This is a genomic window from Streptomyces sp. NPDC032721, assembly GCF_055579625.1.
The window spans coordinates 360,106-386,139 of sequence record NZ_JBVIMX010000002.1 but is presented as its reverse complement, the minus strand read 5'-3'; the positions used below and the strand labels follow the sequence as shown (position 1 = coordinate 386,139).

20 protein-coding genes and 3 tRNA genes are annotated in these 26,034 nt (G+C 71.2%); 8 read left to right on the top strand and 15 right to left on the bottom strand.

Annotated features, from left to right (window positions below; translation table 11 throughout):
* Nucleotides 1-8 precede the first annotated feature (8 nt).
* The 8 genes from ACZ5PB_RS07925 to ACZ5PB_RS07890 all read right to left on the bottom strand — a co-directional run bounded on the left by ACZ5PB_RS07925 (nucleotide 9) and on the right by ACZ5PB_RS07890 (nucleotide 8,770).
* Nucleotides 9-893, bottom strand: a complete 885-nt coding sequence (locus ACZ5PB_RS07925) for an amidohydrolase family protein (RefSeq protein WP_468688773.1) — start codon at nucleotides 891-893, stop codon at nucleotides 9-11.
* The gene (locus ACZ5PB_RS07920) at nucleotides 890-1,861 is read right to left on the bottom strand and encodes an aldo/keto reductase (RefSeq protein ID WP_468688772.1); all 972 of its coding nucleotides are present in this window, start codon (nucleotides 1,859-1,861) and stop codon (nucleotides 890-892) included. The genes ACZ5PB_RS07925 and ACZ5PB_RS07920 overlap by 4 nt, the downstream gene beginning before the upstream one ends.
* A 77-nt stretch (nucleotides 1,862-1,938) precedes the next feature.
* The gene (locus tag ACZ5PB_RS07915) at nucleotides 1,939-2,694 is read right to left on the bottom strand and encodes an SDR family NAD(P)-dependent oxidoreductase (protein WP_468688771.1); all 756 of its coding nucleotides are present in this window, start codon (nucleotides 2,692-2,694) and stop codon (nucleotides 1,939-1,941) included.
* Nucleotides 2,691-4,001 (bottom strand): enolase C-terminal domain-like protein, encoded by a 1,311-nt coding sequence (locus tag ACZ5PB_RS07910; protein WP_468688933.1) that lies wholly within the window; start codon nucleotides 3,999-4,001, stop codon nucleotides 2,691-2,693. The genes ACZ5PB_RS07915 and ACZ5PB_RS07910 overlap by 4 nt, the downstream gene beginning before the upstream one ends.
* 130 nt (nucleotides 4,002-4,131) lie before the next feature.
* Nucleotides 4,132-4,986: a fumarylacetoacetate hydrolase family protein gene (locus tag ACZ5PB_RS07905; RefSeq protein ID WP_468688769.1), complete on the bottom strand. Its 855-nt coding sequence runs from the start codon at nucleotides 4,984-4,986 to the stop codon at nucleotides 4,132-4,134.
* A 136-nt stretch (nucleotides 4,987-5,122) separates the two neighbouring features.
* Nucleotides 5,123-6,082, bottom strand: a complete 960-nt coding sequence (locus tag ACZ5PB_RS07900; protein ID WP_468688931.1) for an ABC transporter permease — start codon at nucleotides 6,080-6,082, stop codon at nucleotides 5,123-5,125.
* 94 nt (nucleotides 6,083-6,176) lie between these two features.
* On the bottom strand, nucleotides 6,177-7,670 hold the full coding sequence (locus ACZ5PB_RS07895) for a sugar ABC transporter ATP-binding protein (RefSeq protein WP_468688929.1): 1,494 nt from the start codon (nucleotides 7,668-7,670) through the stop codon (nucleotides 6,177-6,179).
* Nucleotides 7,671-7,696: 26 nt separating this feature from the next.
* Entirely contained in the window at nucleotides 7,697-8,770 is a 1,074-nt protein-coding gene (locus tag ACZ5PB_RS07890) for a sugar ABC transporter substrate-binding protein (protein ID WP_468688767.1), read from the bottom strand.
* Between the two features lie 304 nt (nucleotides 8,771-9,074).
* Here ACZ5PB_RS07890 and ACZ5PB_RS07885 point away from each other — a divergent pair, with 304 nt between their 5' ends.
* Nucleotides 9,075-9,809: a FadR/GntR family transcriptional regulator gene (locus ACZ5PB_RS07885; RefSeq protein WP_468688766.1), complete on the top strand. Its 735-nt coding sequence runs from the start codon at nucleotides 9,075-9,077 to the stop codon at nucleotides 9,807-9,809.
* A 65-nt stretch (nucleotides 9,810-9,874) separates the two neighbouring features.
* On the opposite strand, the gene ACZ5PB_RS07880 is transcribed toward ACZ5PB_RS07885, so the two are convergent.
* Nucleotides 9,875-13,087, bottom strand: a complete 3,213-nt coding sequence (locus tag ACZ5PB_RS07880) for an AfsR/SARP family transcriptional regulator (RefSeq protein WP_468688764.1) — start codon at nucleotides 13,085-13,087, stop codon at nucleotides 9,875-9,877.
* Nucleotides 13,088-13,236: 149 nt separating this feature from the next.
* Here ACZ5PB_RS07880 and ACZ5PB_RS07875 point away from each other — a divergent pair, with 149 nt between their 5' ends.
* Together ACZ5PB_RS07875 and ACZ5PB_RS07870 are read left to right on the top strand one after the other, a co-directional pair.
* Entirely contained in the window at nucleotides 13,237-14,025 is a 789-nt protein-coding gene (locus ACZ5PB_RS07875) for an SDR family oxidoreductase (RefSeq protein ID WP_468688763.1), read from the top strand.
* 55 nt (nucleotides 14,026-14,080) lie between these two features.
* Entirely contained in the window at nucleotides 14,081-14,674 is a 594-nt protein-coding gene (locus tag ACZ5PB_RS07870) for an NAD(P)H oxidoreductase (protein WP_468688761.1), read from the top strand.
* A 630-nt stretch (nucleotides 14,675-15,304) separates the two neighbouring features.
* Here the strand turns inward: ACZ5PB_RS07870 and ACZ5PB_RS07865 are convergent.
* The 3 genes from ACZ5PB_RS07865 to ACZ5PB_RS07855 form a co-directional block, all read right to left on the bottom strand.
* Nucleotides 15,305-16,834, bottom strand: a complete 1,530-nt coding sequence (locus ACZ5PB_RS07865) for an MFS transporter (RefSeq protein WP_468688759.1) — start codon at nucleotides 16,832-16,834, stop codon at nucleotides 15,305-15,307.
* Nucleotides 16,835-17,044: 210 nt separating this feature from the next.
* The gene (locus tag ACZ5PB_RS07860; protein ID WP_468688758.1) at nucleotides 17,045-17,965 is read right to left on the bottom strand and encodes a YceI family protein; all 921 of its coding nucleotides are present in this window, start codon (nucleotides 17,963-17,965) and stop codon (nucleotides 17,045-17,047) included.
* A gap of 112 nt (nucleotides 17,966-18,077) precedes the next feature.
* Nucleotides 18,078-18,332 (bottom strand): hypothetical protein, encoded by a 255-nt coding sequence (locus ACZ5PB_RS07855; RefSeq protein WP_468688756.1) that lies wholly within the window; start codon nucleotides 18,330-18,332, stop codon nucleotides 18,078-18,080.
* Between the two features lie 249 nt (nucleotides 18,333-18,581).
* On the opposite strand from ACZ5PB_RS07855, the gene ACZ5PB_RS07850 reads away from it, so the two are divergent.
* Nucleotides 18,582-19,706: an HAD family hydrolase gene (locus tag ACZ5PB_RS07850; protein WP_468688754.1), complete on the top strand. Its 1,125-nt coding sequence runs from the start codon at nucleotides 18,582-18,584 to the stop codon at nucleotides 19,704-19,706.
* 45 nt (nucleotides 19,707-19,751) lie between these two features.
* Here ACZ5PB_RS07850 and ACZ5PB_RS07845 read toward each other — a convergent pair.
* The 3 genes from ACZ5PB_RS07845 to ACZ5PB_RS07835 all read right to left on the bottom strand — a co-directional run bounded on the left by ACZ5PB_RS07845 (nucleotide 19,752) and on the right by ACZ5PB_RS07835 (nucleotide 20,191).
* Nucleotides 19,752-19,825: transfer RNA gene (locus ACZ5PB_RS07845), tRNA-Ile, on the bottom strand.
* Between the two features lie 215 nt (nucleotides 19,826-20,040).
* Nucleotides 20,041-20,113 (bottom strand) — tRNA-Asn (locus ACZ5PB_RS07840).
* Between the two features lie 5 nt (nucleotides 20,114-20,118).
* Nucleotides 20,119-20,191, bottom strand: a tRNA-Asn gene (locus ACZ5PB_RS07835).
* A 181-nt stretch (nucleotides 20,192-20,372) separates the two neighbouring features.
* On the opposite strand from ACZ5PB_RS07835, the gene ACZ5PB_RS07830 reads away from it, so the two are divergent.
* The 4 genes from ACZ5PB_RS07830 (at nucleotide 20,373) to ACZ5PB_RS07815 (ending at nucleotide 26,011) form a co-directional block, all read left to right on the top strand.
* Complete coding sequence (locus ACZ5PB_RS07830; protein WP_468688928.1) at nucleotides 20,373-20,681, top strand: YtxH domain-containing protein; 309 nt, start codon at nucleotides 20,373-20,375, stop codon at nucleotides 20,679-20,681.
* A gap of 78 nt (nucleotides 20,682-20,759) precedes the next feature.
* Nucleotides 20,760-22,205 (top strand): FGGY family carbohydrate kinase, encoded by a 1,446-nt coding sequence (locus ACZ5PB_RS07825; RefSeq protein ID WP_468688752.1) that lies wholly within the window; start codon nucleotides 20,760-20,762, stop codon nucleotides 22,203-22,205.
* Between the two features lie 141 nt (nucleotides 22,206-22,346).
* Complete coding sequence (locus tag ACZ5PB_RS07820; protein ID WP_468688750.1) at nucleotides 22,347-24,080, top strand: ABC transporter ATP-binding protein; 1,734 nt, start codon at nucleotides 22,347-22,349, stop codon at nucleotides 24,078-24,080.
* Nucleotides 24,077-26,011 carry an ABC transporter ATP-binding protein gene (locus tag ACZ5PB_RS07815; protein WP_468688748.1) on the top strand — a complete coding sequence of 645 codons (1,935 nt, stop codon included), beginning with the start codon at nucleotides 24,077-24,079 and terminating at the stop codon, nucleotides 26,009-26,011. The genes ACZ5PB_RS07820 and ACZ5PB_RS07815 overlap by 4 nt, the downstream gene beginning before the upstream one ends.
* The last annotated feature ends 23 nt before the right edge of the window (nucleotides 26,012-26,034 follow it).

Genomic DNA, 26,034 nt, shown 5'->3' with positions numbered 1-26,034 from the left:
CCCCGCCCTCAGGTGTTCCGCAGCCCGTAGACCCGGTCCGCCACTCCCCCGAACACCTCGTCCCGCTCGCTCGCCGAGAGGGACGCCATCAGCTCCCGTGCCGTCGTCAGCACCTCCTCGTACGAGGAGGCCAGCAGGCACACCGGCCAGTCCGAGCCGTACATCAGCCGCCCCGGCCCGAAGGCCTCCAGCACGGTTTCCGCGTACGGGCGCAGATCGTCGGCCGTCCACCGCTGCCAGTCCGCCTCGACCACCATCCCGGACAGCTTGCACACCGTGTTCGGCAGTGCGGCCAGCTCGCGCAGAGCCGTGGCCCACGGTTCCAGGGCGCCGGAGGCGATCGGGGGCTTTCCCAAGTGGTCGAGTACGAAGGTGAGTTGCGGGTGCCGTTGGGCTGACCTGGTCGCGGCGGGGAGCTGCGAAGGGGTGATCACCAGGTCGTACACCAGGCCCGCGTCCGCGACCGCCGCCAGGCCCCGGCGCACCTCGGGCCGCAGCAGCCATTCCGGGTCCGCCTCTCCCTGCACCTGGTGGCGGATGCCGACCAGGTGGGTGCCGCCGGGCAGGGCGCGGAGCTGGGCCAGGCGTTCGGCGACGTCCGGGGAGGTGAGGTCCGTCCAGCCGACCACGCCCGCGATCAGCGGGTGCTCCGCCGCCAGGGCCAGGTACTCGGGGGTCTCCTCGGCGACCGTGACCGTCTGGACGACCACGGAGGCGTCGACACCCGCCGAGGCCGCTTCCGCCGCCAGCTCGTCGACGAGGAAGTTGCGGCGCAGCGGGGCCAGTTGGGGGCCGCTGATCCAGTCCTGGTCGCGGACGGAGAGGTCCCAGAGGTGGTGGTGCGCGTCGACCACGCGGGAGGCGGTCCCCCGGCCGGCCACCCGGTCGGTCATCGCGCCTCTCCCTCCACTCCTTCCACTCCTTCCACTCCTTCCAGCAGGCCCTCGGCCCGCAGTTCGTCCCAGAGTTCGTCCGGTACGTCGACGGCGAGCATGGCCGCCGCGTCCGCCGCCTCGGCCGCCGTCCGCATGCCGACGAGCACGCTCGCCACGGCCTCGTACCGGAAGGGGAAGTGCAGGGCCGCCGCCCGCAGCGGTACTCCGTGGCCCTCGGCGACCGCCTTGATGCGCAGGGCGCGGCCCAGCAGGTCGACGGAGGCGGCCTTGTAGTCGAAGGTGGCACCGGGCTGGGGGTCGGCGAGGAGGCCGGAGTTGAAGACTCCGCCGATGACGACGGAGCGGCCGCGCTTCTCGGCCTCCGGGAGGAGGGAGAGGGCGGCCCGCTGGTCGAGCAGGGACAGGCGGCCCGCGCAGAGCACCACGTCGGCGTCCGTTTCGCGGAAGTACCTCTCCAGCGGGGCGACTTGGTTCATGCCCGCCCCGATGGCGCCGACGACTCCCTCGGCGCGGAGCCGTTCCAGGGCGGGGTAGGCCTCGCGCAGGGCCTGTTCGCCGCCGTCGCCGCACTCGTCGGCGTCGTGGAGGTAGACGATGTCGACGCGGTCGAGGCCGAGCCGCTCCAGGCTGGCTTCGAGGGAGCGGCGTACGCCGTCGGCGCTGAAGTCCCAGACCCGGCGGTGGGTCAGCGGGACGGCGAAGCCGGAGTCCGTGCCGCCCGCGTCGGTGGGCTCCAGGAGGCGGCCGACCTTGGTGGAGAGGGTGTACGAGTCCCGGGGGCGGTCGCGCAGTGCCTCGCCGAGGCGCCGTTCGGAGAGGCCGAGGCCGTAGTGCGGGGCGGTGTCGAAGTAGCGGACCCCACAGTTCCAGGCGGTGTCGACGGCGGCGTGCGCGTCCTCGTCGGTGACGGGCGCGAAGAGGTTGCCGAGCGTCGCCGCCCCGAAGCCGAGCGCGCTGACGGGCACGGAACCGGCGCTCCCGGCCGCCGGGAGCCCTTTGCCCCGGCCGCCGCCGCTGCCCGGGCCGCTGCCCCGGCCGCCCACTACTGCCCCTCCGGGCGCAGCCGCAGGCCCTGCATTCCGCCGTCCACGGCCAGCGAGGTCCCGGTGACGGAACCCGCTGCCGGGCTCGCCAAGTAGGCGATGGCGGCGGCCACTTCGGATGCGCTGACCAGTCGGCCCATCGGCTGGCGGGCGTGGAGCGCGGCCCGCTCCGCCGCCGGGTCGTCGGCTGCGTCCAGGAGCCGGCCGACCCAGGGGGTGTCGGCGGTGCCCGGGTTGACGCAGTTGACGCGGATGCCCTCGCGGACGTGGTCGGCGGCCATCGCCAGGGTCAGCGACAGTACGGCGCCCTTGCTGGCGCTGTAGAGGGCGCGCTGCGGGAGTCCGGCGGTGGCGGCGATGGAGCAGGTGTTGACGACGGAGGCGTGCGCGGAGGCGCGCAGGGTGGGGAGGGCGGCGCGGGTGACCCGGACCATGCCCAGCACGTTGACGTCCAGCACCCGGTGCCACTGCGCGTCGTCGTTGTCCTCGACGGTGCCCGCGGCGCCGATGCCCGCGTTGTTGACGAGGATGTCGAGGCCGCCGAGCGCGTCCACGGCCGACGCGACACCGGCCCGTACCGACTCGTCGTCCGAGACGTCCGCGGTGAAGCCGAGCAGCGGGGCGACGGCTCCCGAGGGGTCCAGGTCCAGTACGGCGACCTGTGCGCCGCGCTCGGCGAGGAGCTGTGCGGTGGCCAGGCCGATGCCGGAGGCACCGCCGGTGACCAGGGCCTTCAGCCCAGCGAGCTCGCTCATACGATGGCCTCCTCGGCTATGTCCTTCGGGTTCGCTGCGGTCGGTGCGTCAGGCGCGCTCCGTGCGCCCTGTGCGAGGTCGGCGGCCCAGAACCGGCCGTCCGGATAGGTGAATTCGGCGATCGAGGCGGGGTGCATGGCGGCCGAGAAGCCGGGTGTCACGGGCGCGACGTAGTGTCCGTCGCGCATCACCACGGGGGTCTCGAAGTGGTCGTGCAGATGGTCGACGTACTCGATGACCCGGTCCTCGGTGGTGCCGCTGAGGGCCACGTAGTCGAACATCGACAGGTGCTGGACCAGCTCGCACAGTCCGACGCCGCCCGCGTGCGGACAGACCGGCACCCCGAACTTCGCGGCGAGCAGCAGGATCGCGAGGTTCTCGCTCACCCCGCCCACCCTGGCCGCGTCGATCTGCAGGACGTCGATGGCACCGGCCTGGAGGAGCTGCTTGAAGACGATGCGGTTCTGAACGTGTTCGCCGGTGGCGACCTTGATGCCGTCGGGGGCGACGGCCTCGCGGATGGCGGCGTGGCCGAGGATGTCGTCGGGGCTGGTGGGCTCCTCGATCCAGTACGGGTCGAAGGCGGCCAGGGCCCTGGTCCACTCGATGGCCTCGCCGACGTTCCAGCGCTGGTTGGCGTCGATGGCGATGCGGATGTCCGGGCCGACGGCCGCGCGGGCCGCCCGCATCCGGCGTACGTCGTCGGCGAGGTCGGCGCCCACCTTGAGCTTGATCTGCGTGAACCCGTCGGCCACCGCCTGCTGGGCGAGCCGGGTCAGCTTCTCGTCGGTGTAGCCGAGCCAGCCGGGCGAGGTGGTGTAGCCGGGGTAGCCGCGCTCGCGCAGCACGGCCTCCCGGCCGGCCGCTCCGGCCCGGCCCGCGCGCAGCAGTTCCAGGGCTTCGGCGGGGGTGAGGACGTCGGCGATGTAGCGGAAGTCGACCTGCTCGACCAGCCACTCGGGCTCGGCGTCGGCGAGGAACTTCCACAGCGGCACGCCGGCCCGTTTGGCGGCGAGGTCCCAGGCGGCGTTGACGACCGCGCCGATCGCCATGTGCATCACGCCCTTCTCGGGGCCGAGCCAGCGCAGCTGGCTGTCGCCGATCAGGGCGCGGCCCAACGTGCCGGGGTCCGCGGCGAGTTCGTCGACGGAGCGGCCGATCAGGTGCGGCTTCAGGGCGTTGATGGCGGCGACCTGGACGTCGTTGCCACGCCCGATGGTGAAGGTGAAGCCGTGGCCCTCGATGCCGTCCCCGGCGTCCGTACGCAGCACGAGGTAGGCGGCCGAGTAGTCCGGGTCGGGGTTCATCGCGTCGGAGCCGTCGAGCTCGCGCGAGGTGGGGAAGCGGATGTCGTACGTGTCGACTTCGCGGATGACGGCGCCGGTGGCGGGCGCGGCGGTGGTGCTCACGTCGGTTCTGGTCACGTGGCTGGGCCTTTCACGCCTGGGCGAAGGTCTGGCGCTGGCTGCCGAGGCCGTCGATGGACAGCTCCACGGTGTCGCCGGCGCGCAGATAGGGGTTTCCGGGCAGGCCCAGGGCGACGCCGGCCGGGGTTCCGGTGTTGATGACGTCGCCGGGTTCCAGGACCATGTACCGGCTCAAGTAAGCGATCACCTCGGCCACTTGGAAGATCATGTCCTTGCTGTGGCCGTCCTGCCTGCGGACGCCGTTGACGTCGAGCCGCAGCCGCAGGTCCTGCGGGTCGGCGATCTCGTCGGCGGTGACGAGCCACGGCCCCAGCGGGTTGAAGGTCTCGCAGGACTTGCCGAGGTCCCACTGCGAGGAGAAGTCGAGCTGGAACTCGCGCTCGGAGACGTCGTGACTGACCGCGTACCCGCCGACGCAGGCGAGCGCCTCTTCGGGTCCGGCCAGGTAGCGGGCCCGGCTGCCGATGACGACGCCGAGCTCCACCTCCCAGTCGGTACGGGTGGAACCGCGCGGGATCAGCACCTCGTCGTACGCCCCCACGACGGTTCCGGGGTCCTTCATGAAGACGACGGGGCGGGGCGGGATGGCGGCCCCGGTCTCCTCGGCGTGGTCCCGGTAGTTGAGCCCGATGCACACCACCTTGCCGGGCCGGGCGACGGGCGCCCCGACCCGCAGCAGGTCCGCCCCTTCGAGGAGCGGCAGCTCCCCGGCCGCGTGTGCGGCCCGTACCCGCTCCACACCGCCGCCGGCGAGGAAGGCCCCGTCGATTTCGGCCGTGATCCCGGCCAGGTCATGGACCCGCCCGTCGTCGGCAAGCAGCGCGGGCCGCTCGTGCCCCGCATCACCAAGTCGCTGCAGTTTCACGTAAGTTGACTCCTCAGTGAGGGCGCACCTCAGGGCGCGCTGAGCAGTGTTGCGGAGCTGTGTGGCCGGGCGGTGTGGCCGAGCTGTGTGGCCGGGCGGTGTGGCCGGGCTGTGCAACGGAGCCCGGCCGGACGCCTCAGTCCTGGGCCCGGCCGGTCGTCACCCGGGCGATCATCAGCGCGATCAGGATGATCGCCCCGTAGATCGCGTCGACCCAGAACGAGGGCACCTGGGCCAGGGTCAGCAGGTTCTTCACGACTCCCAGCAGCAGCACGCCGGTCAGCGCACCGAACATGCTTCCCTTGCCGCCGTCCAGGCTGATCCCGCCGATCACCGCGGCCGCGAACACCGTGAAGATCATGTTCTGGCCCTGGTTGGCGTTGATCGCCCCGACGTAGCCGGTCTGCATGAGACCGCCGAGCGCCGCGAGCACACCGGCCGTGATGAAGACGCCGAGCATCACCCGGTCGACCCGGATGCCCGCCGCGCGGGCCGCCGCCGGGTTGCCGCCGATGGCGTACAGGGCGCGGCCCACCCGGTGGTACTTCAGTACGAAGCCCGCGATGCCGAAGGCGATCGCCGCGACCCACACCGACAGCGGGATGCCGAGGAAGGTGGAGGTGGCCAGGGCGAAGAAGCTGTCCGGCATGCCGAAGAGCGTCTTGCCCTCGGTGGCACCGACCAGCAGTCCGCGCAGCACGATCAGCATGGCCAGGGTCACGATGAACGCGTTGAGCTTGAGTTTGACGACGAGCACGCCATTGCAGGCACCGATCAGCGCACCCACAAGCAGCATCGCCAACAGCCCGACGCCGACGGGCAGTTCGGTGCCGAACCCGGCCTGGAGCGCGGGCAGCACCAGCAGCGCACCCACGGCGGGGGCGATGCCGACCACCGACTCCAGCGACAGGTCGAACTTGCCGGTGATCAGCACCAGCGCTTCCGCCAGCACCACCATGGCGAGCGCCGCGGAGGCGCCCAGGATGGAGATGATGTTGCCCTGGGTGAAGAAGGTGTCGTTGGTTATCGCACCGATCACCACCAGCACCACCAGGGCCGGTACCAGGGCGAGTTCACGCGCCCGGCTGAGCAGCAACGACTTCTTGCGGTGCGCTCCGGCGTCGCCGCCGGAGGGGGCGCGCTTGTCGAGCCGAGGGCCACTCGCGCCCGTTGCCTGCGAGGCCGTCGTCTCAGCCACGGTCTACTCCTTCAATGGATGCGATCAGCTCGTGGTCGTTCCAGCCGGCCGCGTGGTCGGCGACCACCTGGCCGTGGAACAGGACCAACACCCGGTCGCAGCGCCGCAGATCATCTATCTCGTCCGACACGACGAGCACCGCCGTGCCGTCCTCGCGCGCACTGTCCATGCGCGCGAGGAGGGATTCCTTGGACTTCACGTCCACACCGGCAGTCGGGTTGATGAGCACCAGGAGCCGGGGATCGGACGCCAGCGCCCGGGCCATGACCACCTTCTGCGCATTGCCGCCCGACAGGTCGGAGACCGGCTGGTGCGGGCCCTCGGCGTGGATGTCGAGGCGCTGGATCAGCTCCTCGCCGACCGCCCGCTTCTTCTCCGTACCGACGAAGCCGTACGAGCCGAGCTTTCCCAGGACGCTCATCGTGGCGTTGTCGCCGATGCTCATCCCGGAGACGAGGCCCTGCTCGTGCCGGTCGCGCGGTACGCACCCGACGCCCGCCTTGAGGGCGGCGGGCACGTCCCCGAAGGGCAGTGCCCGGCCGTCCAGCCAGGCGGTGCCCCGGTCCGGGGAGTAGAGCCCGGCGAAGGTCTCGGCCAGCTCGATCTTGCCGCTGCCGCTGGTGCCCGCGAGGCCGACGACCTCGCCCCTGCGCACCGTCAGACCGATGTCCCGGTACGCGGGTGAGGACAGGCCGGACACTTCCAGGCGTATCGCGGCGCCCGCCGAGACCCCCGCCCCGGCCGCGCTCCGGGCGGCCGTGACCGCCTCGCCCGCCATGGCCTCGACCAGGGCGGCGCGGGGCAGTTCGGCGACCGGGGCGGTGGTGATCCAGCGTGCGTCGCGCAGCACGGTGACCGCCTGGCACACCTCGTACACCTCTTGCAGGTGGTGGGAGATGAACAGGAAGGTCACCCCGGACTCCTGGAGGGTCCGCATGCGGGCGAAGAGCCGCTCGATCTCCTTGTTGTCGAGCTGTGCGGTCGGCTCGTCCAGGACGATGAAGCGCGCCCCGAAGGACAGCGCCCGGGCGATCTCGACCATCTGCCGGTCCTCGACCTTGAGGTCGGCGGTCCTGGCGTCCGGGTCGACCCGTACGTCCCACGTGCCGAGCAGCTCGGCGGCGTCCGCCCGCAGCTTCTTCCAGTTGATCATTCCGCCGAAGCCGGTGGGCTGCCGGTGGATGAACAGGTTCTCCGCGACGGTCAGTTCGGGCACGACCGTCGGCTTCTGGTAGACGCAGGCGACCTTGCGCCGCCATGCGTCCCTGTCGTGCAGCGCGGGCGCCGGTTCCCCGTCGAAGAGGACGGTGCCCGCGTCCGGTGCCTGCAGTCCGGTGAGTACGGTCACGAGGGTGGACTTGCCCGCCCCGTTGCGTCCCACCAGGGCATGCGATTCACCAGGCAGCACGGTCAGGCGGCCGTCCTGGAGCGCGGTCGTCGGACCGTACCGCTTGGTGATCCCGGACGCCTCGACCAGCGGTCGCATCGAGGCGTCAGTCCGGGTCACTTCATTCACTTGAGGTTGTTGCCCCAGAGCTTCGGGTCATCGACGTTCTCCTTGGTGACCAGCGGCGCGGGCAGCTGGTCCTCCAGCGACCCGTTCGGGTGCTTGACGATGGTGGAGCCGTGGTCGGTCGGGCCTTCCTTGAAGGTCTCGCCCGCCATGGCCTTCTTGATGTAGTACATGCCGTACTTGGCGTAGGTGTCGGCCGGCTGCGAGACCGTCGCGTCGATCTCGCCCTTCCTGATCGCCGCGAACTCCTGCGGGATGCCGTCGTTGGAGACGATCGCGATGTGCTTGGGGTCGCCGGCCGGCTTGAGCAGGCCCTTGCTCTTCAGGGTCTGCAGGGTGGGGGCGAGGTAGACGCCGCCCGCCTGCATGTAGATGCCCTTGAGGTCGGGGTTGGAGTTGAGGAGGGTGTCCAGCTTGGAGGCAGCCGTGTCCGACTCCCACTTCGCGGGGATCTCCAGGACCTCCAGGTCGGGGAACTTCGACTTCACACAGCTGCGGAAGGCCTCCGAGCGCTCCCGGCCGTTCACCGAGGCCAGGTCGCCCATGATCTGGACGACCTTGCCCGACTTGACCTTCCCGCCGAGGAACTCACAGGCCTTCTGGCCGTACGCGACGTTGTTGGCGCGCACGATCATCGCGACCTTGCCCTTTTCGGGCGCCACGTCGACGGCGACGACGGGGACGCCCTTGCGCTCGGCCTGGTCGAGGCCGGCGGCTATGGCGGCGCTGTCGAGGGGGGCGACAACGATGCCCTTCACACCCTGGTTGAGCTGGTTGTTGATGTCGGTGATCTGCTGTGCCGGGTCGCTGTTGGAGTTGACGGTCTTCAGTGCCTCGACCTTCTCCTCCTTGGCCATCTTCGGCACGTAGTCGTTGTACGACTGCCAGAACGGCGAGGTCAGCAACGGAAGGATCACTCCGACCTTGCCCTCGCCACCGGCCGCACCCGAGGCCCCGTCGGTGGTACTGCCACATGCGGTGAGTGCCAGGGAAGCACCTGCCGCGAGAGCCACCCAGCCCATCGCACGTGCCTTCGCCCCGTGCCCCGTACCCACTGCTGTCCTGCCGGTCATCTGACGGCTCCTCGTCGCAAAGATTGGGTGCACGGCCGCGCCGGGCCGTCGCACGTCACCCGCCCTCGCACAGCAGAGCGCCAACTCGGCCGGACGAAAAAGAGGTTGTCGACGGGCCCCACAAGGCCGCGCAGAATATTTATCAGACCTATCCGGGCTTCCAACACCCCTCAAGGCCCTTTTTCCCGAGAAAGTGACCACATTGGTCCGATGACTAGGCCATCGCTGACCCATGGCGCCGGGCTAGACTCGCGACTCGAAACTCGCGACTCGCATGCAACCGTCGAGCCCCCGGAGGGACCCCATGGCCGTCAGCAGCGCCGAGAGCACTCCCACGAACAATCCCGAACTCCCCTCCGAGAAGGGGACGGTGACCCACCGCGCCATCGAAGCCATCAAAGCAATGATCACCGAGGGGCAGCTTACGTCGGGGCAACGACTGCCCACTGAACGGGACTTGGCCGTACACCTCGGGATCTCCCGCAGTTCCATGCGCGAGGCCATCCGCGCGCTCACCGTGCTGGGCGTCCTGGAGTCCCGCCACGGCTCCGGCATCTACGTCACCAACCTGGAGGCGGTCGACCTCCTGGACACCTTCGGCATCGTCGCCGAGATCTCCCCCAAGTCCCGCCTGGTGGAGTTCCTTGAGGTACGCCGCATCCTGGAGGCCTCCGCGACGGCGCTGGCCGCGGCCCGTATCGACGCCACCCAACTGGCCGCGCTGTCGGACCAATTGGACGCCATGAACGGAACGGACGACCCGGAGGAGTTCCTGGCCGCCGACATGTCCTTCCACCGCACGATCACCCAGGCGGCCGGAAACGAGGCACTGGCCGCGATAGTGGAGGGCCTGTCCTCCCGCACCTTCCGCGCCAGGGTCAGCCGGGGCCACCAGGAGGCGGACGCCTTCGCCCGGACGAGGGAGGAACACGCCCGCATCTACCAGGCATTGGCCGACCGCGACCCGGAAGCGGCCAGAACGGCGGCGGCGGCACACGTGGGCGCGGTGGAAAACTGGCTGAGGGGCCAGCTGACGTAACCCAGCCCGTCCGGCGTTTGAGGACGCACGGGCGCAGCCCGTGCACGGGGGCGCAGCCCCCACCCTCACACCACCACTACTCCCCGCACCACCCCCCGAACCCCCTCCGGCCCCCTCTCCCACCCCTCCCCGTACGCCGCCTCATAGGCGGCACCACAACCCCCCATCCCCTCCCGGCACTTCGCCTCGATCCGCGCCACATCCCCCCGCTCCGCCACCGGCAACGGCGCCCCGGCCGACTCCCGCGCCGCAGCCGCCGCCCCCAGCAGCCGGGCGGCGTCCTCGTACCCGCCGCGCATCGCAAGCGCCCCCGCCACCCCCTCCAGCCCCAGAGCGATGGCCCGGGGGTCCCCGGTGCCGAGCGCGGTCGCATGCCCTTCCACCTGCAGCTCCATCGCCCCCTCGGCGTCCCCCCGCAGCTCCGCCACGAACCCCAGCTCCGCCAGGATCAACCCGTTGGCCCCGTCGAGCCCCACCTCCCGGTGCCACTGGAGGACCCGCCGCAGGTACTCCTCCGCCGCGTCCAGGTCGCCCGCCCGCCGCGCCCCGAGCCCGAGCCCGAGCTCCGCGTTGGTCTCCCCCGCCCGGAACCCCTGCGCGGCGGCCAGCCGGCGGGACTCCTCGTGGTACTCGCGGGCCTCGGCGAGGTTCCCGGTGAGCAGGGCGATCCGGCCGAGCCCGGAGAGCAGGTCGGCGGCCTGGGTGGCGAGCCCGAGACGGCGGGCGGTGCGCAGGGCGGCGTGCTGGAGCCGGGCGGCGGTGGCGTAGTCGCCGTGGATCTCGGAGATCGATGCCTGGGTGTGCACGGTCCACAACCGGGCGGCCTGGTCGCCCAGTTCACGGAAGAGCCGGTCACTGTTCACCGCGTCTTCCCCGGCCCCGTCGAGGTCGCCGCGCAGCAGCCGCTGCACGGAGCGGTCGGCGAGCGCGGCGGCGGTCCCCCAGTCGTCCCCGTACTCCCGGAAGCTCTCCAGGGCACCGGCGGTGAGCCTCTCGCCCAGCGTGGTGTCCCCGGTGCCGCACAGCGCGTGCGCGAGGAACCAGCGGGCCCGCGCCTGTTCGTGCGTCTCGCACAGACCCTCGTACGCCTTCAGGGCGGCGGCGATCCGGCCCGTACGGTCCCTGCCGTCGCCGGAGAGGATGTCGACGCCGACCCGCCACGCCCCGACGCACGCCCGCAGCGCCTCGTGGTCCCCGGTGGCGGGGACGGAGAGGGCGTCGGCGAGCGCCCTGCGCCCCTCCACGATCCGCCCGCGCAGCACCCACGACCAGGACAGCGCGGCCACCAGCCGCAGCGCGCCCTCCTCGTCCCCGCCGCGTACCGAAGTGTCCAGTGCGGTACGGAAGTTGGCGGATTCGGCGGTGAGCAGCTCCAGCCACTCCTGGGCGTCGCTCCCGCACACCAGGGGCTCCGCCCGCTCGGCGAGGGCGGTGTAGTGGGCGAGGTGGCGGGCCCGTACGCCGCTCTCCTCGTCCGCCTCCCGCAGCCGTTCGACGGCGTACGCGGCGACGGACTCCAGCAGCCGGTAGCGCGGCTCGCACGCACCGGCCCGCACGGGCACCACGAGGGAGCGGTCGACGAGCCGGGTCAGCAGGTCGAGTACGTCGTCGGCGGCGACCTCCCCGCCCGCGCACACCGCTTCGGCCGCTTCGGCGGTGCAGCCGTCGGCATGGGCGGCGAGACGGCGCAGCACGGCGCGTTCGGGTCCCGAGAGGAGTTCCCAGCTCCAGTCGATCATCGCGCGGAGGGTCTGCTGACGTGCGGGGACTCCGCGCGAGACGGAGGTGCCGAGCGCCCGGAAGCGGTCGTCGAGGCGGTCGAGCAGCCGGTGCACGCCCAGCGCCCGGACGCGGGTGGCGGCCAGTTCGAGGGCGAGCGGAATGCCGTCGAGACGGCGGCAGATGGCTTCCACCGCAGCGGAGTCGGCGTCGTCGGGTCCGATGCCCTGGGCGCGGGCGGTGAAGAGCGCGACGGCGTCGGCGAGGCCGAGGGCCGGCACGTTCCGGACGCTCTCGCCCGGCACGGCGAGGGTCTCCTGGCTGGTGGCGAGGACGCGCAGGCCGGGTGCGGCCGCGAGCAGTGGTCCGGCCAGGGCGGCGACGGCCTCGACGAGGTGCTCGCAGTTGTCGAGCACGAGGAGGGTGTCGCGGGGCTTGAGTGCCGCGGCGAGCCGCCCGGACGCGGTGGCGGTGTCGGCGTCCGCGCCCCAGGTGCCGTCGTCGCGGATGCCGAGGGCTCCGGCGACCGCGGCGGCCACGTCCTCGGTGTCGGCGGTCGCGGGCAGAGCGGCCAGTCCGGTGAGCCAGACCCCGTCGGGGAACTCCGGGACGAGGCGCTCCCCGACCGCCACGGCCAGCCGGGTCTTGCCGACCCCGCCGGGCCCGACGAGCGTCACCAGCCGTGCGGCGCCCAGCAGTTGGACGACTCCGTCGACCTCTTCCGCCCTGCCGACGAGTTCGGTGAGGGCGGCGGGCAGGTTGCTGCGCGGGGCGGCGGGTGCGGGCGGCACCGGGGCGGCGGTGAGCCCGGGGTCCTGGGTCAGCACCGCCTGGTGGAGGGCGACCAGTTCGGGCCCGGGGTCGAGTCCGAGCTCGTCGGCGAGCCGGCCGCGCAGCTCCTCGTACGCGGCCAGGGCCTCGCTCTGCCGTCCCGCCCGGTAGAGGGCCTTGAGCTGTACGGCACGGAGGCGTTCGCGCAGCGGGTGGCGGGCGACGAGGTCGGCGAGCTCCCCGATGAGCGCGGCGTGCTCCCCGAGGGCGAGCCGCGCCTCGGCCAGCTCCTCGGCCACGACGGCCCGGTCCTCCTCCAGCCGGTTGGCGGCGGCGAGCGCGAAGGGTTCATCGGCGAAGTCGGCGAAGGCGGGCCCACGCCACAACTCCAGTGCGGAGGTGAGTATTTCGGTACGGGAGCGGGGGTCGTCGGCGCCCCTGGCGCGGGCGAGGAGGTCCGCGAACCGGTGCGCGTCGAGGGCTCCGGTGCCCGGCTCGATCAGATACCCGGGCGGCCGGGACACGACGGCGTCCCTGGCCCCTGGCTCGGCCTCGTCCAGGACGCGGCGCAACTGGGAGACCTTGGCCTGGAGGGCACGCAGGGGCTGCCCGGGGTGCCGGTCGGGGTAGTCGCCCCACAGCGCGTCGATGAGCCGGTGCGAGGGAACGGGGCGGCCGGGGTCGACGAGGAGGGCCGCGAGCAACGCCCTGACCTTGAGCTCCGGCACCCGGACGGGCGCCCCGGCATCGGTGACGACCTGGACAGGACCCAGCACTCCGTATCGCATGCGCCACGGTAACCCGGCCCCCGAACAGGCCCGTAACAGTGTCCGAGCAGGGCCCGAACAGGGCGGCCGGAGAGTGAGGTTCACCGAGAGCGGGGCGCACGGCCCCCTCCGGAACATGCGGAACACCCACCCCAAGGAGCCCTGCCCCCATGACCACCCCCACCACTCCCACCACTCTCACCTCCCCCACCCGCCCCCTCACCGGCAAGACCGCACTCGTGACGGGCGGCAGCCGGGGCATCGGCCGGGCGATCGCCCTGCGACTGGCCCGCGAGGGGGCCCTGGTCGGCGTCCACTACGCCGCCAACGAGCAGGCCGCCAAGGAGACGGTCGCCGCCATCGAGGACGAGGGCGGCCGCGCCTTCGCCCTCCGTACCGAACTCGGCATCCCGGGCGACGCGCAGGCCCTCTGGGCGGCCTTCGACCTGCACGCGGACGGCGTGGACATCCTCGTCAACAACGCGGGGATCGCGGGCCCCGGCCAGATCCAGGACGTCACCGAGGACGACTACGACCGCGTCTTCGCGGTGAACGCGAAGGCCCCCTTCTTCATCATCCAGAAGGGCCTGGAGCGGCTGCGCGACGGCGGTCGCATCATCAACGTGTCGTCGGGCGTCACGAAGGTCGCGTTCCCGGGCATGACGTCGTACGCGGCGAGCAAGGGCGCGGTGGAGGTTCTGACCCTCACCCTGGCGGCGACGCTGGGCTCCCGGGGCATCACGGTCAACGCGGTGTCGCCCGGCACCATCGAGACGGACATCCACCCGTGGATGGCGGACGCGGACGCGAAGGCGCACGCGGCGGCGTTCTCGGTCTTCAACAGGGTGGGCCAGCCGGCGGACGTGGCGGACGTGGTCGGCTTCCTCGCCTCGGACGACGCGCGCTGGATCACCGGCCAGAACATCGACGTGAGCGGCGGCTCGGGCCTGGGCGTCTAACCCGGCCCTCACCCCAACTCCCCCTGCACCAGCACCACTCAACCAGGAGCACCCCATGCCCCACACCCTTCTCGTCGTCGCCCACCCCCGCCCCGACTCCCTCACCGGCAAGGCCGCCGCCCGCACCCGTGAACAACTGGAGGCGTCGGGCCGCACGGTGGACTTCCTCGACCTGCACGCCGAGGACTTCGACCCACGCATGACGGAGGCCGACGAACCGGACTGGTCGGACCCCCACAAGACGTACAGCCCCGAAGTGCGGGCCCACATCGAGCGGATCGGGGCGGCGGACGAGGTCGTCGTGGTCTTCCCCCTCTGGTGGTACTCCTTCCCGGCGATCCTCAAGGGCTGGTTCGACCGCACCTGGACGCACGGCTTCGCGTACGGCAACCGCGCGTCGCGCACCCCGTTCGCCGAGAAGCGGATGCTGTGGCTGGTACTGGCGGGGGCGGGCCCCGAGGACATGGCGGAACGAGGACTGGACGAGGCGCTGGACCGGCAGTTGCGGGTGGGCATCTCGGAGTACACGGGCATGACGGACACGCGGATGAAGGTGGTGTACGGAACGGTGGTGGAGGACGAGGTGGACGCCAAGCGCGTACTGATGGAGGCGGAGTCGACGGTCGCGGAGTTCCTCGCGGCCCCCTGACCCCTCCCGCACCCTCCCGAAGCCCCCGGACGGCAACAGCCGCCCGGGGGCTTCGGCGTTCACTGCCCGGGGTTGACGGTGCTGTACGAGGTGGTACGCGCGCTGCTCGTCCGCCCCGACGTGGCGACGACCAAGGTGCACGCGCAATACCGAACGCCCGAAGACGAGCCGCTCTACGTGATGCTCAGGGGGCGGGCAACGGCACCTAACCGCCTGCCAGAACACGGAGCCACTCGCCTGACAGCGAGCACACGGCCACACTGCCACGCGCCCGTGCCCCCGTACCGCCCCCCGCCCAATTGACCGTATGGCCACACCGCTGCACCACCACGCGCCCGTGCCCCCGCACTCTGCCACGCCCCCCGTACCGCTTTACTGCCACGCGTCCGCACCTCCACACTGCCACGCGCCCGTACCGCCGTGCCCCCACACCCCTGTACCGCCACGCCCCCGTACCTCCGTACTGCCACGCCCTCGTGCCCCCGTACCGCCACCCGTCCGTACCCCACACCGCCGCACCTCAGCACCGTGCCCCGAGGGCCGGTCATCCCCCCCCGACGCCGATGAGGGGCTTGCCGCTCAGCGGCAAGCCCCTCATCCCCTGGGCCCCCCTCGGCCCCCTCGGCCCCCTCACTCGCCCCCGACCACCGGCACCTTCCTCAACAGCACCACCACCAGCACCCCCGCCAGCACCGCGACCGCCCCGCTCATCACCGCCGCCACCTCGAAGCCCCCGACGAAGGCCGTTCGGGCCACCTCCACCAGACGGTCCCCCAGCGCGCCCAGTGGTTCGGCCGCGGCGATCGCGCCGCCCACCGTGTCGCCCGCCGCGGCCACCGCCGATTCCGGCAGCCCCTCCGGTGCGCCCTCCGCGACACCGCCCCGGTAGACCGCAGTCGCCACGCTGCCCGTGACCGCGATGCCCAGCGCCAGGCCCAGGTCGTACGCGGTCTGGCCGACGGCCGCCGCCGAACCGGCCTTCTCCGGCGGGGCCGAGCCCACCGCGAGCGCGGTGCCGAGCACGCTGATCGGGGCCACCCCGAACATCACCAGGGCCGCGCCCACGGCCGCACCCGCCACTCCGCCCCCGTACACGACCCCGAAGCCGACGAGCGCGACGGTCAGGCCGCCGGCCACAACCCACGCCGGGCGCACCCGCCGCGCCAGCACCGGCGTCAGCTGCGAGCCGAGGATCAGGCCCACCGCTCCCGGCAGCAGCCACAGGCCCGCCACCAGCGGGGACAGTCCGCCCACGGAGAGGAGGTACTGCGGGACCAAATACTCGATCCCGTTCAGCGCGGCCATGCCGAGCAGGAGCATCACCAGCGCCCCGGTGAACGCCCGGTTCCCGAAGAGCCGTACGTCCAGCAGCGGCGACGCGAGCCCGAACTGCCGCCGTACGAAGGCGACTCCGACGCCAAGACCCACCACCAGCGCGATGCCGGACGCACCGCCGGGCCCGTGCTCCGCGGACTTCTTGATCCCGTACACCACCGGCAGCACAGCCCCGAGGAACAGCACCACGCTGACCCCGTCGATCCGCCCGGCCGCCGGGTCCCGGTACTCCGGCAGCAGCAGCGGCGCCGGTGCCATCGCGAGCAGCATCACCGGCACGCCCACCAGGAACACCGAGCCCCACCAGAAGTTCTCCAGCAGCACGCCGCCCACGATCGGGCCGATGCCGACACCCACCGACAGCGCGGTGACCCACATCGCGATGGCCGTGGCCCGCTGCCGGGCGTCGGCGAACATGTGGCTGATCAGGGAGAGGGTGGAGGGCAGTACCGCCGCGCCCGCGACCCCGAGCAACGCCCGTGCCGCGATGAGGACTTCGGGGCTCCAGGCGTACGCCGCGAGAAGCGAGGCCGCGATCACCCCGGCCGACCCGTACAGCAGCAGTCTGCGCCTGCCGATCCGGTCGCCGAGCGACCCCATCACCACCAGGAACCCGGCGGTCATGAACCCGTACATGTCCGTCGCCCACAGCAGCTCGGTGCCGGTGGGACGCAGATCGGCGGTCAGGTACGGGGTGGCCAGCCACAGCACGCCGAGGTCGGCGGTCATCAGGGTGACGGGCAGCAGCAGTACGGCGAGGCCGAACCACTGGCGGGCGGTGGCTCTCGGTGCGGCGGATACGGGTGTGTCGGCGTCGAGGGACATCTCTTCTCCCAGGGGTGCGTCGGGTCGTCGGCACGGCACTCGTGCTGACCACCGGACTCTCGCCCCGGGCGGCTCGGATCCCGTTCGGAACGGGTTCGGGCCGAGTTCGGGCCGGTTGGGCCCCGGTCCGCACACCGGGGCCCCGGTCCGTACACCGGAACCCCGGCCCGTACACCGGAGCCCAGGCCCGTACTCCGAGGCCCTGGCCCCCTACTCCGGAGGAGTCGGCGTGTCCGGCCCCTGGAACATCGTCTGCACGTCCATCTCCAACCGCACCGTGGGCCCCACGATCGCGATCCCCCTGGCCAGCATGTTCCGCCAGTTCAGCGTGTAGTCCTCCCGGTGCAGCTCCGCCGTGGCCCGCGCCGCGCACCGCAGCTCCTCGCCGTAGCCGCCGTTCACCGCGCCCAGGTACGCGGTGTCCAGCGCCACCGAGCGGCTCACCCCGTGCAGGGTCAACGCCCCTTGCACGGACCACGAGTTGCCGCCCCGGTAGACGAACCGCTCGCTCACGAAGTCGATGTACGGGTAGTTCTCCACGTCCAGGAAGTCCGCCGACCGCAGGTGGTTGTCGCGCGTCTTGTTGCCGGTGGTCAAGCTGGCGGCCTCGATGCGCACCCGTACCTCCGACTCCTCCGGGTTCTCCGCCACCCGCACCCCGCCCTCGAACTTCTGGAACCGCCCGTGCACATTGGCCATGCCGACGTGCTTGGCGATGAAGCGGATCGCGGTGTGCGGCGGGTCGATGGTCCACATCCCCGGCGACGGCGGCTCCAGCTGCTGCGCCACCTCCATCTCGACGCGCCCCATGGTCAGCGCCTCGCCGGGCTCGATGTAGAAGCTCCAGCTGGCGGGACTCATCCCGTCGGCGGTCATCAGCAGCCCGTACTCCCCGGCCGGCAGCGCGGCGGTGAACAGGCCGAACAGGTCCGTGGTGCCCTTGGCGGCGACGCGCCCGTCGGCCTTGGAGGTGACGGTGATCTCCGCCCCGCCGAGCTTCTGCCCGACCGGGTCCACCACCTCGCAGCCGACCGTGCCCGCACCCCTGGGCACCGGCAGCACCAGCCCGCCGCCCCTGCCGCCTGCCGAACCGGTCTTCGCCCGCGCACGCCTGAGGAGGGAGAGGACCATGGAGTACACCTTTCAACGGACCGGAATGTTCCGTTCAGTTGTCTCATAAACCAAACGAAGATCCGAAACCGCCCCGATGCCCCACCCGAACCTGCCGTCGCCCCTTCGGGCCTCAGGTCCGGTCCGCCGGCCGATCCGGCGTGATCCGCTGCCCCTTGTGCTGCCGCCGGTACCTCCGGTCCCACTTGTCCCGCTGCTCGCGCCGCAGGCGGTACTCCTCGTACCCGCCGGGCTCGGCAACCCTGCGGATCCCGTTCCCGTACCGTACGAACGCGTAGATCAGGACACCCCCGATGAGCCACCACACCGGCTGCGGAACCCCGAGCGCGAAGAGAACGACCACACCCACAACCAACAGAACGACCATGACATGCCCCCATGTCGTCGCACGCCCCTCGGCAGAGAACTCATGCCGGGTACAGCGTGGAGAGGGCCCAGCCTAGACCCGCCGGATGCCCGCGAGAAGAGTCGTGCAGAGCGTCGCGCAAAGCTCGTACGGCGCATCGCCCACGGTTCAGCCGCTCCGCCGGACCCGGACGCCTACCCCCGTGCCCCCACCCCACTCCATGAGTTCGATCATGGGCAATCTCCGCAGGTCGGCCTACGCTTTCGCGCCGTGAACACTGACCAGGCAAGCCCGGTACGCCCGATGCGCAAGAAGTCCGTACTGCTCGCGGGGGTGGGTGTCCTCACCACCGCCGTCGTCGCCGCCACCGCACTGTGGCCGGACACCGAGGCGACCGCCGCCGACGGCGCCCAGCAGCGCACGCAGCACGCGGTGAGGGCCGAGCTGAAGCACTGGCCGGCGCCCGTGGCGAAGCAGCTCGCGAAGACCGTCGCCGCCCACGAGAACCGGGGCGCGTACGCGGTCTTCGACGCGGACAACACCTCGTACCGCAACGACCTGGAGGAATCCCTCCTCCCCTTCCTGGAGCAGAAGGGCGTCCTGTCCCGCGCCACCATGGACCCCTCCCTCAAGATCATCCCCTTCAAGGACACAGCCGCCCGCAAGGAGACCCTCACCGAGTACTACGAGCGCCTCTGCGAGCTCGACGACCAGGTCTCCTACCCGTGGGCCGCCCAGATCTTCTCCGGCTTCACCCTGAAGCAGCTCAAGGGGTACGTGGACGAACTCCTCGCCCACAAGGGCCCACTGCCCGGCGGCGCGAAGCCCCCGCAGCTCTCCACCGGCATGCAGGAGCTCTACCGCACCCTCACCAAGCACGGCATCGAGGTGTACGTGGTGAGCGCCGCGCACGAGGACCTGGTGCGGATGGTGCTCGCCGACCCCAAGTACGGCTACGGGGTGAAGCCCGAGAACGTACTGGGCGTCTCCACCCTCCTGAAGGACCGCCGCACCGGCGAGGTCACCAGCTCCCGCAAGGAGATCGCGGCCGGCACCTTCGACCCGAAGAAGCTCGCAAACCACGAACTGACCCCGTCCCTGTGGGCCCCGGCCACCTGGTACGAGGGCAAGCCCGCCGCCATCAGCACGTACATCGACCCGTGGCAGAAGCCGGTCCTGTCCGCCGGCGACACCCCCAAGAGCGACGGCCCGATGCTCTTCCGCTCGACGGACGTGGAACACGGCGGAGTCCGCGTCTGGGTCAACCGCAAGGACAGCTACCTGAAGGAACTCAACGGCATGAAGGCCGCAGGCGCGAAGCGCCAGAAGGAACTCCACCAGAAGGTCACAGCCGACAAGCACTGGCTCACGGTGACCCCGGACCAGATCCGCTGACCGACCTGCAACCAGGTCAGAACGTTTCTGCTGAGCTTGCCGAAGTGGGGCGGGTGGGACTCGAACCCACGGCCGACGGATTATGAGTCCGCTGCTCTAACCGGCTGAGCTACCGCCCCCACTCGGCGTGGCGCGTACAAATGTGCGCGCCGTCTGCCGCAGCATAGCCGGTCATACGATCTCCTGCCTCGGATGGTCGGCAACGCATGACCATGAGGACCGCAGGGCTGCCGGGACGGTTCCCCAACGTGCCGCACGCCACACCAAAGTGGTGAAGTGGAACGGGTGGGCGGACGAAAAAGAGGGCCTCCGAAGAGGCCCTCTTTCCTTACTGCTCCCCCGACTGGACTCGAACCAGTAACCCTCCGGTTAACAGCCGAATGCTCTGCCAATTGAGCTACAGGGGACCGCGCTCCCCCGACTGGACTCGAACCAGTAACCTGCCGGTTAACAGCCGGCTGCTCTGCCAATTGAGCTACAGGGGATTGCTGCGGTTGCACCGAATGCACCTCCCGCCGGGTCTCCCGGGGGCGTGCGCTCGCTGCGAGACATACATTAGCGCAAGCAGGGGGGTGCTCCGCCAATCGGTATGGCCCGGGATGATCAGCGGGCACCGCGGGTAGGCGGATCGCACACCGACACCGTTGCAGGAGAAGGGTGGCAGCCATGCGCTACCGGCTCACGTTCGTCGCCGGACTGGCCCTCGGATACGTGCTCGGCACCCGGGCCGGGCGCGAGCGGTACGAGCAGATCAGGAAGTCCGCCCGGCGGATCGCGCAGAACCCGGCCGTGCGGAACACCGCGGAGTCGGCGGCGCAGACCGGCCGCGAGTTCGCGGGCCGGGCGATGCACACCGTCACCGACAAGGTCGGGGAGATGGGCGGCCGGGTTCCCGACTCGGTGGCCCAGCGGGTGCGCTCGCTCAGGGAACGCGGGCAGAGCGGTGAGGACGACTGGGGGACCAGTAACACCTGAGCCGCTTCCCCTCCGAAGGAACAGGCACGGTCACGGCTGCCGCATTCCGCCCCGGTGGAGTGCGGCAGAATCGTGTCCATGGGCATAGTCGCGGGGTTGGACAGTTCCTCCGGTTTCACACACGTCGTGGTCTGCGACACGGACACGGGCGCGGTACTGCGCGAGGGGTACGCCCCTCATCCGGTCGAGGAGAAGGCCACCGAGGCGGATCCGCAGGCATGGCTGCTCTCGCTGGGCGAGGCCGCGGCGGACGGGCTGCTGGACGACGTCCAGGCGATCGGGGTGGCCGCGCAGCAGCACACTCTGGTCACCCTGGACCAGGCGGGCAGTCCGGTGCGGGCGGCGCTGCTCGGCAACGACAAGCGGGCGCAGGTCGCCGCGGCCGATCTGGTGGAGGCGCTCGGCGGGAAGCAGGCGTGGGCCGAGGCGGTCGGGGCGGTGCCGACGGCGCCGTTGCCGGTGGCGAAGCTGGCCTGGCTGCGGCGGCACGAGCCGCAGAACGCGCAGCGGATCGCCGCCGTGATGCAGCCGCACGACTGGCTGGTCTGGCAGTTGCTCGGCCGGCCCGCGCAGCAGACCACCGACCGGGGTGCCGCGTCCGCGACCGGGTACTGGTCGGCGGCCACGGGTGCGTACCGGCCGGACCTGGTGGAGCTGGCGCTCGGGCACCAGGCCGCGCTGCCGCAGGTGCTCGGTCCTTCCGACAGTGCGGGGACGACTCCGGAGGGGCTGCTGATCTCGGCCGGTACGGGCGAGACGATGGCCGCCGCCTTCGGGCTCGGCGTCGGGGTCGGGGACGCGGTGGTCTCGCTGGGGGCCTCGGGGTCCGTGACGGCGGTGCACCACGAGGCGCTCGCCGACTCCAGCGGGATGATCACCTCGTTCGCCGACGCGACCGGCATGCACCTTCCCGTGGTGCACACCTCCAACGCGGTACGGGCGCTGCGCGGCACCGCCGAGATGCTGGGCGTGGAGAGCCTGGAGGAGCTGTCCGCGCTGGCGCTGAAGTCGACGCCGGGCGCCTCCGGTCTCGTACTGCTGCCGTACCTGGAGGGTGAGCGCACCCCGTGGCTGCCGCACACCGCGGGCACGCTGTTCGGGCTGCGGCGGGAGTCGATGAAGCCGGAGCACCTGGCGCGCGCCGCCTTCGAGGGGATGCTCTGCTCGCTGGCCGACGCGATGGACGTGCTGCGTTCGCGCGGGGTGCAGGTGCGGCGGGTGTTCCTGCTGGGGGCGGCGGCCGAACTGCCCGCCGTACAGGCGATGGCGCCGATGCTGCTCGGCACCCAGGTGGTCGTCCCCCAGCCCGCGCAGTACGCGGCACTGGGCGCGGCCCGGCAGGCGGCGTGGGCGCTCGGGGTGGCGCAGGGCACGCTCGCCCCGCACACCCCGCCGGCCTGGCAGGGTGCGGTGGCGCAGGTGCTGGAGCCGGGCGACGACCTGCCCGTGGGCAAGGCGCTGCGGCAGCAGTACACGGCGGCCCGGGACCAGATCCACCCGGAGGCTTTCGGTCCGGTTCACTAGGCCGGGGGCCGGTCCGGTCTTGACCCGGGTTTGGGGAAATCCCTTGGGCGCGGGCGCGGCGGTTGACGGAGGATGGGGGCCGATCCCTGTCCCGAGCGACCACCGCCGCGACAACCGCCGCCGCCCGACGAAAGACTGCGCGTGCTCCTGAAGCTGCTGCGGGCCCATCTCGGCCCGTACAAGAAACCCATGGCACTGCTGGTGCTGCTGCAACTGCTGCAGACGAGCGCCTCCCTCTATCTGCCCACCCTCAACGCCGACATCATCGACAACGGTGTCGTGAAGGGGGACACGGGTTACATCCTGGAATTCGGCGCGATCATGATCGGCGTCAGTCTCGTCCAGGTGGTCTGCAACATCGGGGCTGTCTTCTACGGTGCGCGGACGGCCGCCGCCCTCGGGCGGGACATCCGGGCCGCCGTCTTCGAGCGGGTGCAGAGCTTCTCCGCGCGGGAGGTCGGGCAGTTCGGGGCGCCGTCGCTGATCACCCGTACGACCAATGACGTCCAGCAGGTCCAGATGCTGGTGCTGATGAGCTTCACGCTGGTGGTGGCCGCGCCCATCATGTGCGTCGGCGGCATCGTCATGGCGCTCGGCCAGGACGTGCCGCTGTCGGCGGTGCTGCTCGCGGTGGTGCCGGTGCTCGGCATCGCCGTCTCGCTGATCGTACGGAGGATGCGTCCGCTGTTCCGGTCGATGCAGGAGCGGCTGGACAACGTGAACCGGGTGCTGCGCGAGCAGATCACCGGCAACCGGGTCATCCGGGCGTTCGTGAAGGACGACTACGAGAAGGGCCGCTTCCGGAAGGCCAACGAGGACCTCACCGAGGTGTCCCTGGCCACCGGCCGGCTGATGGCGCTGATGTTCCCGATCGTGATGACGGTCGTGAACGTGTCGAGCGTGGCGGTGGTCTGGTTCGGGGCGCACCGGATCGACAGCGGGGGCATGGAGATCGGGGCGCTGACCGCGTTCCTGGCGTATCTGATGCAGATCGTGATGTCCGTGATGATGGCCACCTTCATGTTCATGATGGTGCCGCGCGCGGAGGTGTGTGCCGAGCGGATCGAGGAGGTGCTCGGTACGCACTCCAGTGTGGTGCCGCCGGTGGCGCCGGTCACCGAGCTGCGCAGGCACGGCCAACTGGAGCTGCGCAACGTCGAGTTCAGCTACCCGGGCGCCGAGGAGTCGGTGCTCAAGGACATCGTGATCGAGGCCAGGCCGGGCGAGACGACGGCGATCATCGGCTCCACGGGCAGCGGCAAGTCGACGCTGCTGGGGCTGGTGCCCCGGCTGTTCGACGCGACCGGCGGCGAGGTGCTGGTCGACGGGGTCGACGTACGCACCCTGGATCCGGTGCTGCTCGCCAAGACGGTCTCGCTCGTCCCGCAGAAGCCGTACCTCTTCTCGGGGACGGTCGCGAGCAATTTGCGATACGGAAATCCGGACGCCACGGACGAGGAGCTGTGGCACGCGCTGGACACTGCGCAGGCCAAGGACTTCGTGGAGCTCCTGGAGGGCGGGCTCGACGCCCCGATCTCGCAGGGCGGCACGAACGTGTCCGGCGGCCAGCGCCAGCGCCTGTCGATCGCGCGGACCCTGGTCCAGCGCCCGGAGATCTACCTCTTCGACGACTCCTTCTCCGCCCTGGACTACGCGACGGACGCGGCCCTGCGGGCGGCGCTGGGGCGGGAGACGGCCGAGGCGACCGTACTGATCGTCGCCCAGCGGGTGTCGACGATCAGGGACGCCGACCGGATCGTCGTCCTCGACGAGGGCCGGGTCGTGGGCACCGGCCGGCACCACGAGCTGATGGACACCAACGAGACCTACCGGGAGATCGTGCTCTCCCAGCTGACGGAGGCTGAGGCGGCATGAGCGGGCCCGGTGGACGGATGATGGGACCCCCGGTCGAGAAGTCGACGGACTTCAAGGGGTCGGCGAAGCGGCTGGTGCGGCAACTCGCGCCGGAGAAGGCCGTGTTGTGGGTGATGTTCGTGGCGCTCGTCGGAAGCGTCGCGCTGTCGGTGATAGGACCGAAGATCCTCGGCTCGGCGACCGACCTGCTGTTCGGCGGGATAATCGGCCGGACCATGGAGCCGGGCACGACGAAGGCGCAGGCCATCGAGGGCCTGCGGCAGGACGGCCGGGGCGGGTTCGCCGACATGCTCACCGGGGTCGACTTCACCCCGGGCCGGGGCATCGACTTCGGGGCGGTCGGCGAGGTCCTGCTGATCGTGCTCGTGGTGTACGTCGGGGCCGGGCTCCTGATGCTCGTCTCGACGCGGCTGGTGAACCTGGCGGTCAACCGCACGGTGTACCGGATGCGCCAGGACGTACAGGCGAAGCTGTCGCGCCTGCCGCTGTCGTACTTCGACCGGGCCAAGCGCGGTGAGGTGCTCTCCAGGACGACCAACGACATCGACAACATCGGCCAGACCATGCAGCAGACCATGGGCCAGCTCATCAACTCGGTGCTGACCGTGGTGGGCGTCCTGATCGTCATGTTCTGGATCTCGCCGCTGCTCGCGGTGGTCGCGCTGGTCACGGTGCCCTTGTCGGTGGTGGTGGCGGCGAAGGTCGGCAAGCGGTCGCAGCCGCAGTTCGTGGCGCAGTGGAAGACGACGGGCACGCTCAACGCGCACATCGAGGAGATGTACACCGGCCATTCGCTGGTGAAGGTCTTCGGCCGGCAGGACGAGTCGGCGGCGGCCTTCAAGGAGCAGAACGACCAGCTCTACGAGGCGAGTTTCAAGGCCCAGTTCAACAGCGGCATCATGCAGCCGCTGATGATGTGCGTGTCCAACCTGAGCTACGTCCTGGTCGCGGTGGTGGGCGGTCTGCGGGTCGCCTCGGGCGCCCTGTCCATCGGTGACGTCCAGGCCTTCATCCAGTACTCGCGGCAGTTCTCGATGCCGCTGACGCAGATCGCTTCGATGGCGAACCTGGTCCAGTCGGCGGTGGCGTCGGCGGAGCGGGTCTTCGAGCTGCTGGACGCCCAGGAGCAGGAACCGGACGCGGCGACGGCGGAGCTGCCGGTGACGGACCCCGACGTGCCGCGCGGCGCGGTGGAGTTCGAGAACGTCTCCTTCCGCTACGAGGCGGACAAGCCGCTGATCGAGGACCTGTCGCTGCGGGTCTCCCCCGCGCAGACGGTCGCGATCGTCGGCCCGACGGGTGCCGGGAAGACCACGCTGGTCAACCTCCTGATGCGGTTCTACGAGGTCACCGGTGGGCGGATCACCGTGGACGGCGCGGACATCGCGAAGATGTCGCGGGAGGAGCTGCGTGCCGGGGTCGGCATGGTCCTCCAGGACACCTGGCTGTTCGGCGGGACGATCGCGGACAACATCGCGTACGGGGCGAGCGGCGAGGTCGGCCGGGAGGCGGTGGAGGCCGCGGCCCGGGCGGCCCACGCCGACCGCTTCGTACGGACGCTGCCGGACGGGTACGACACCGTCATCGAGGACGACGGGGCAGGGGTCAGCGCGGGCGAGAAGCAGCTGATCACGATCGCGCGGGCGTTCCTGTCGGACCCGGTGATCCTGATCCTGGACGAGGCGACCAGCTCCGTCGACACCCGTACCGAGGTGCTGATCCAGAAGGCGATGGCACGCCTCGCCCACGGGCGCACGTCCTTCGTGATCGCGCACCGGCTCTCCACGATCCGGGACGCGGACGTGATCCTGGTGATGGAGGACGGGTCGATCGTCGAACAGGGCACGCACGAGGAGCTGCTGGCGGCGGAGGGCGCGTACGCGCGGCTGTACGCGGCCCAGTTCGCCCAGGCGGTGGTGGAGGTGGAGTAGGCGCAGTGGTGGGCGGAGCGGTG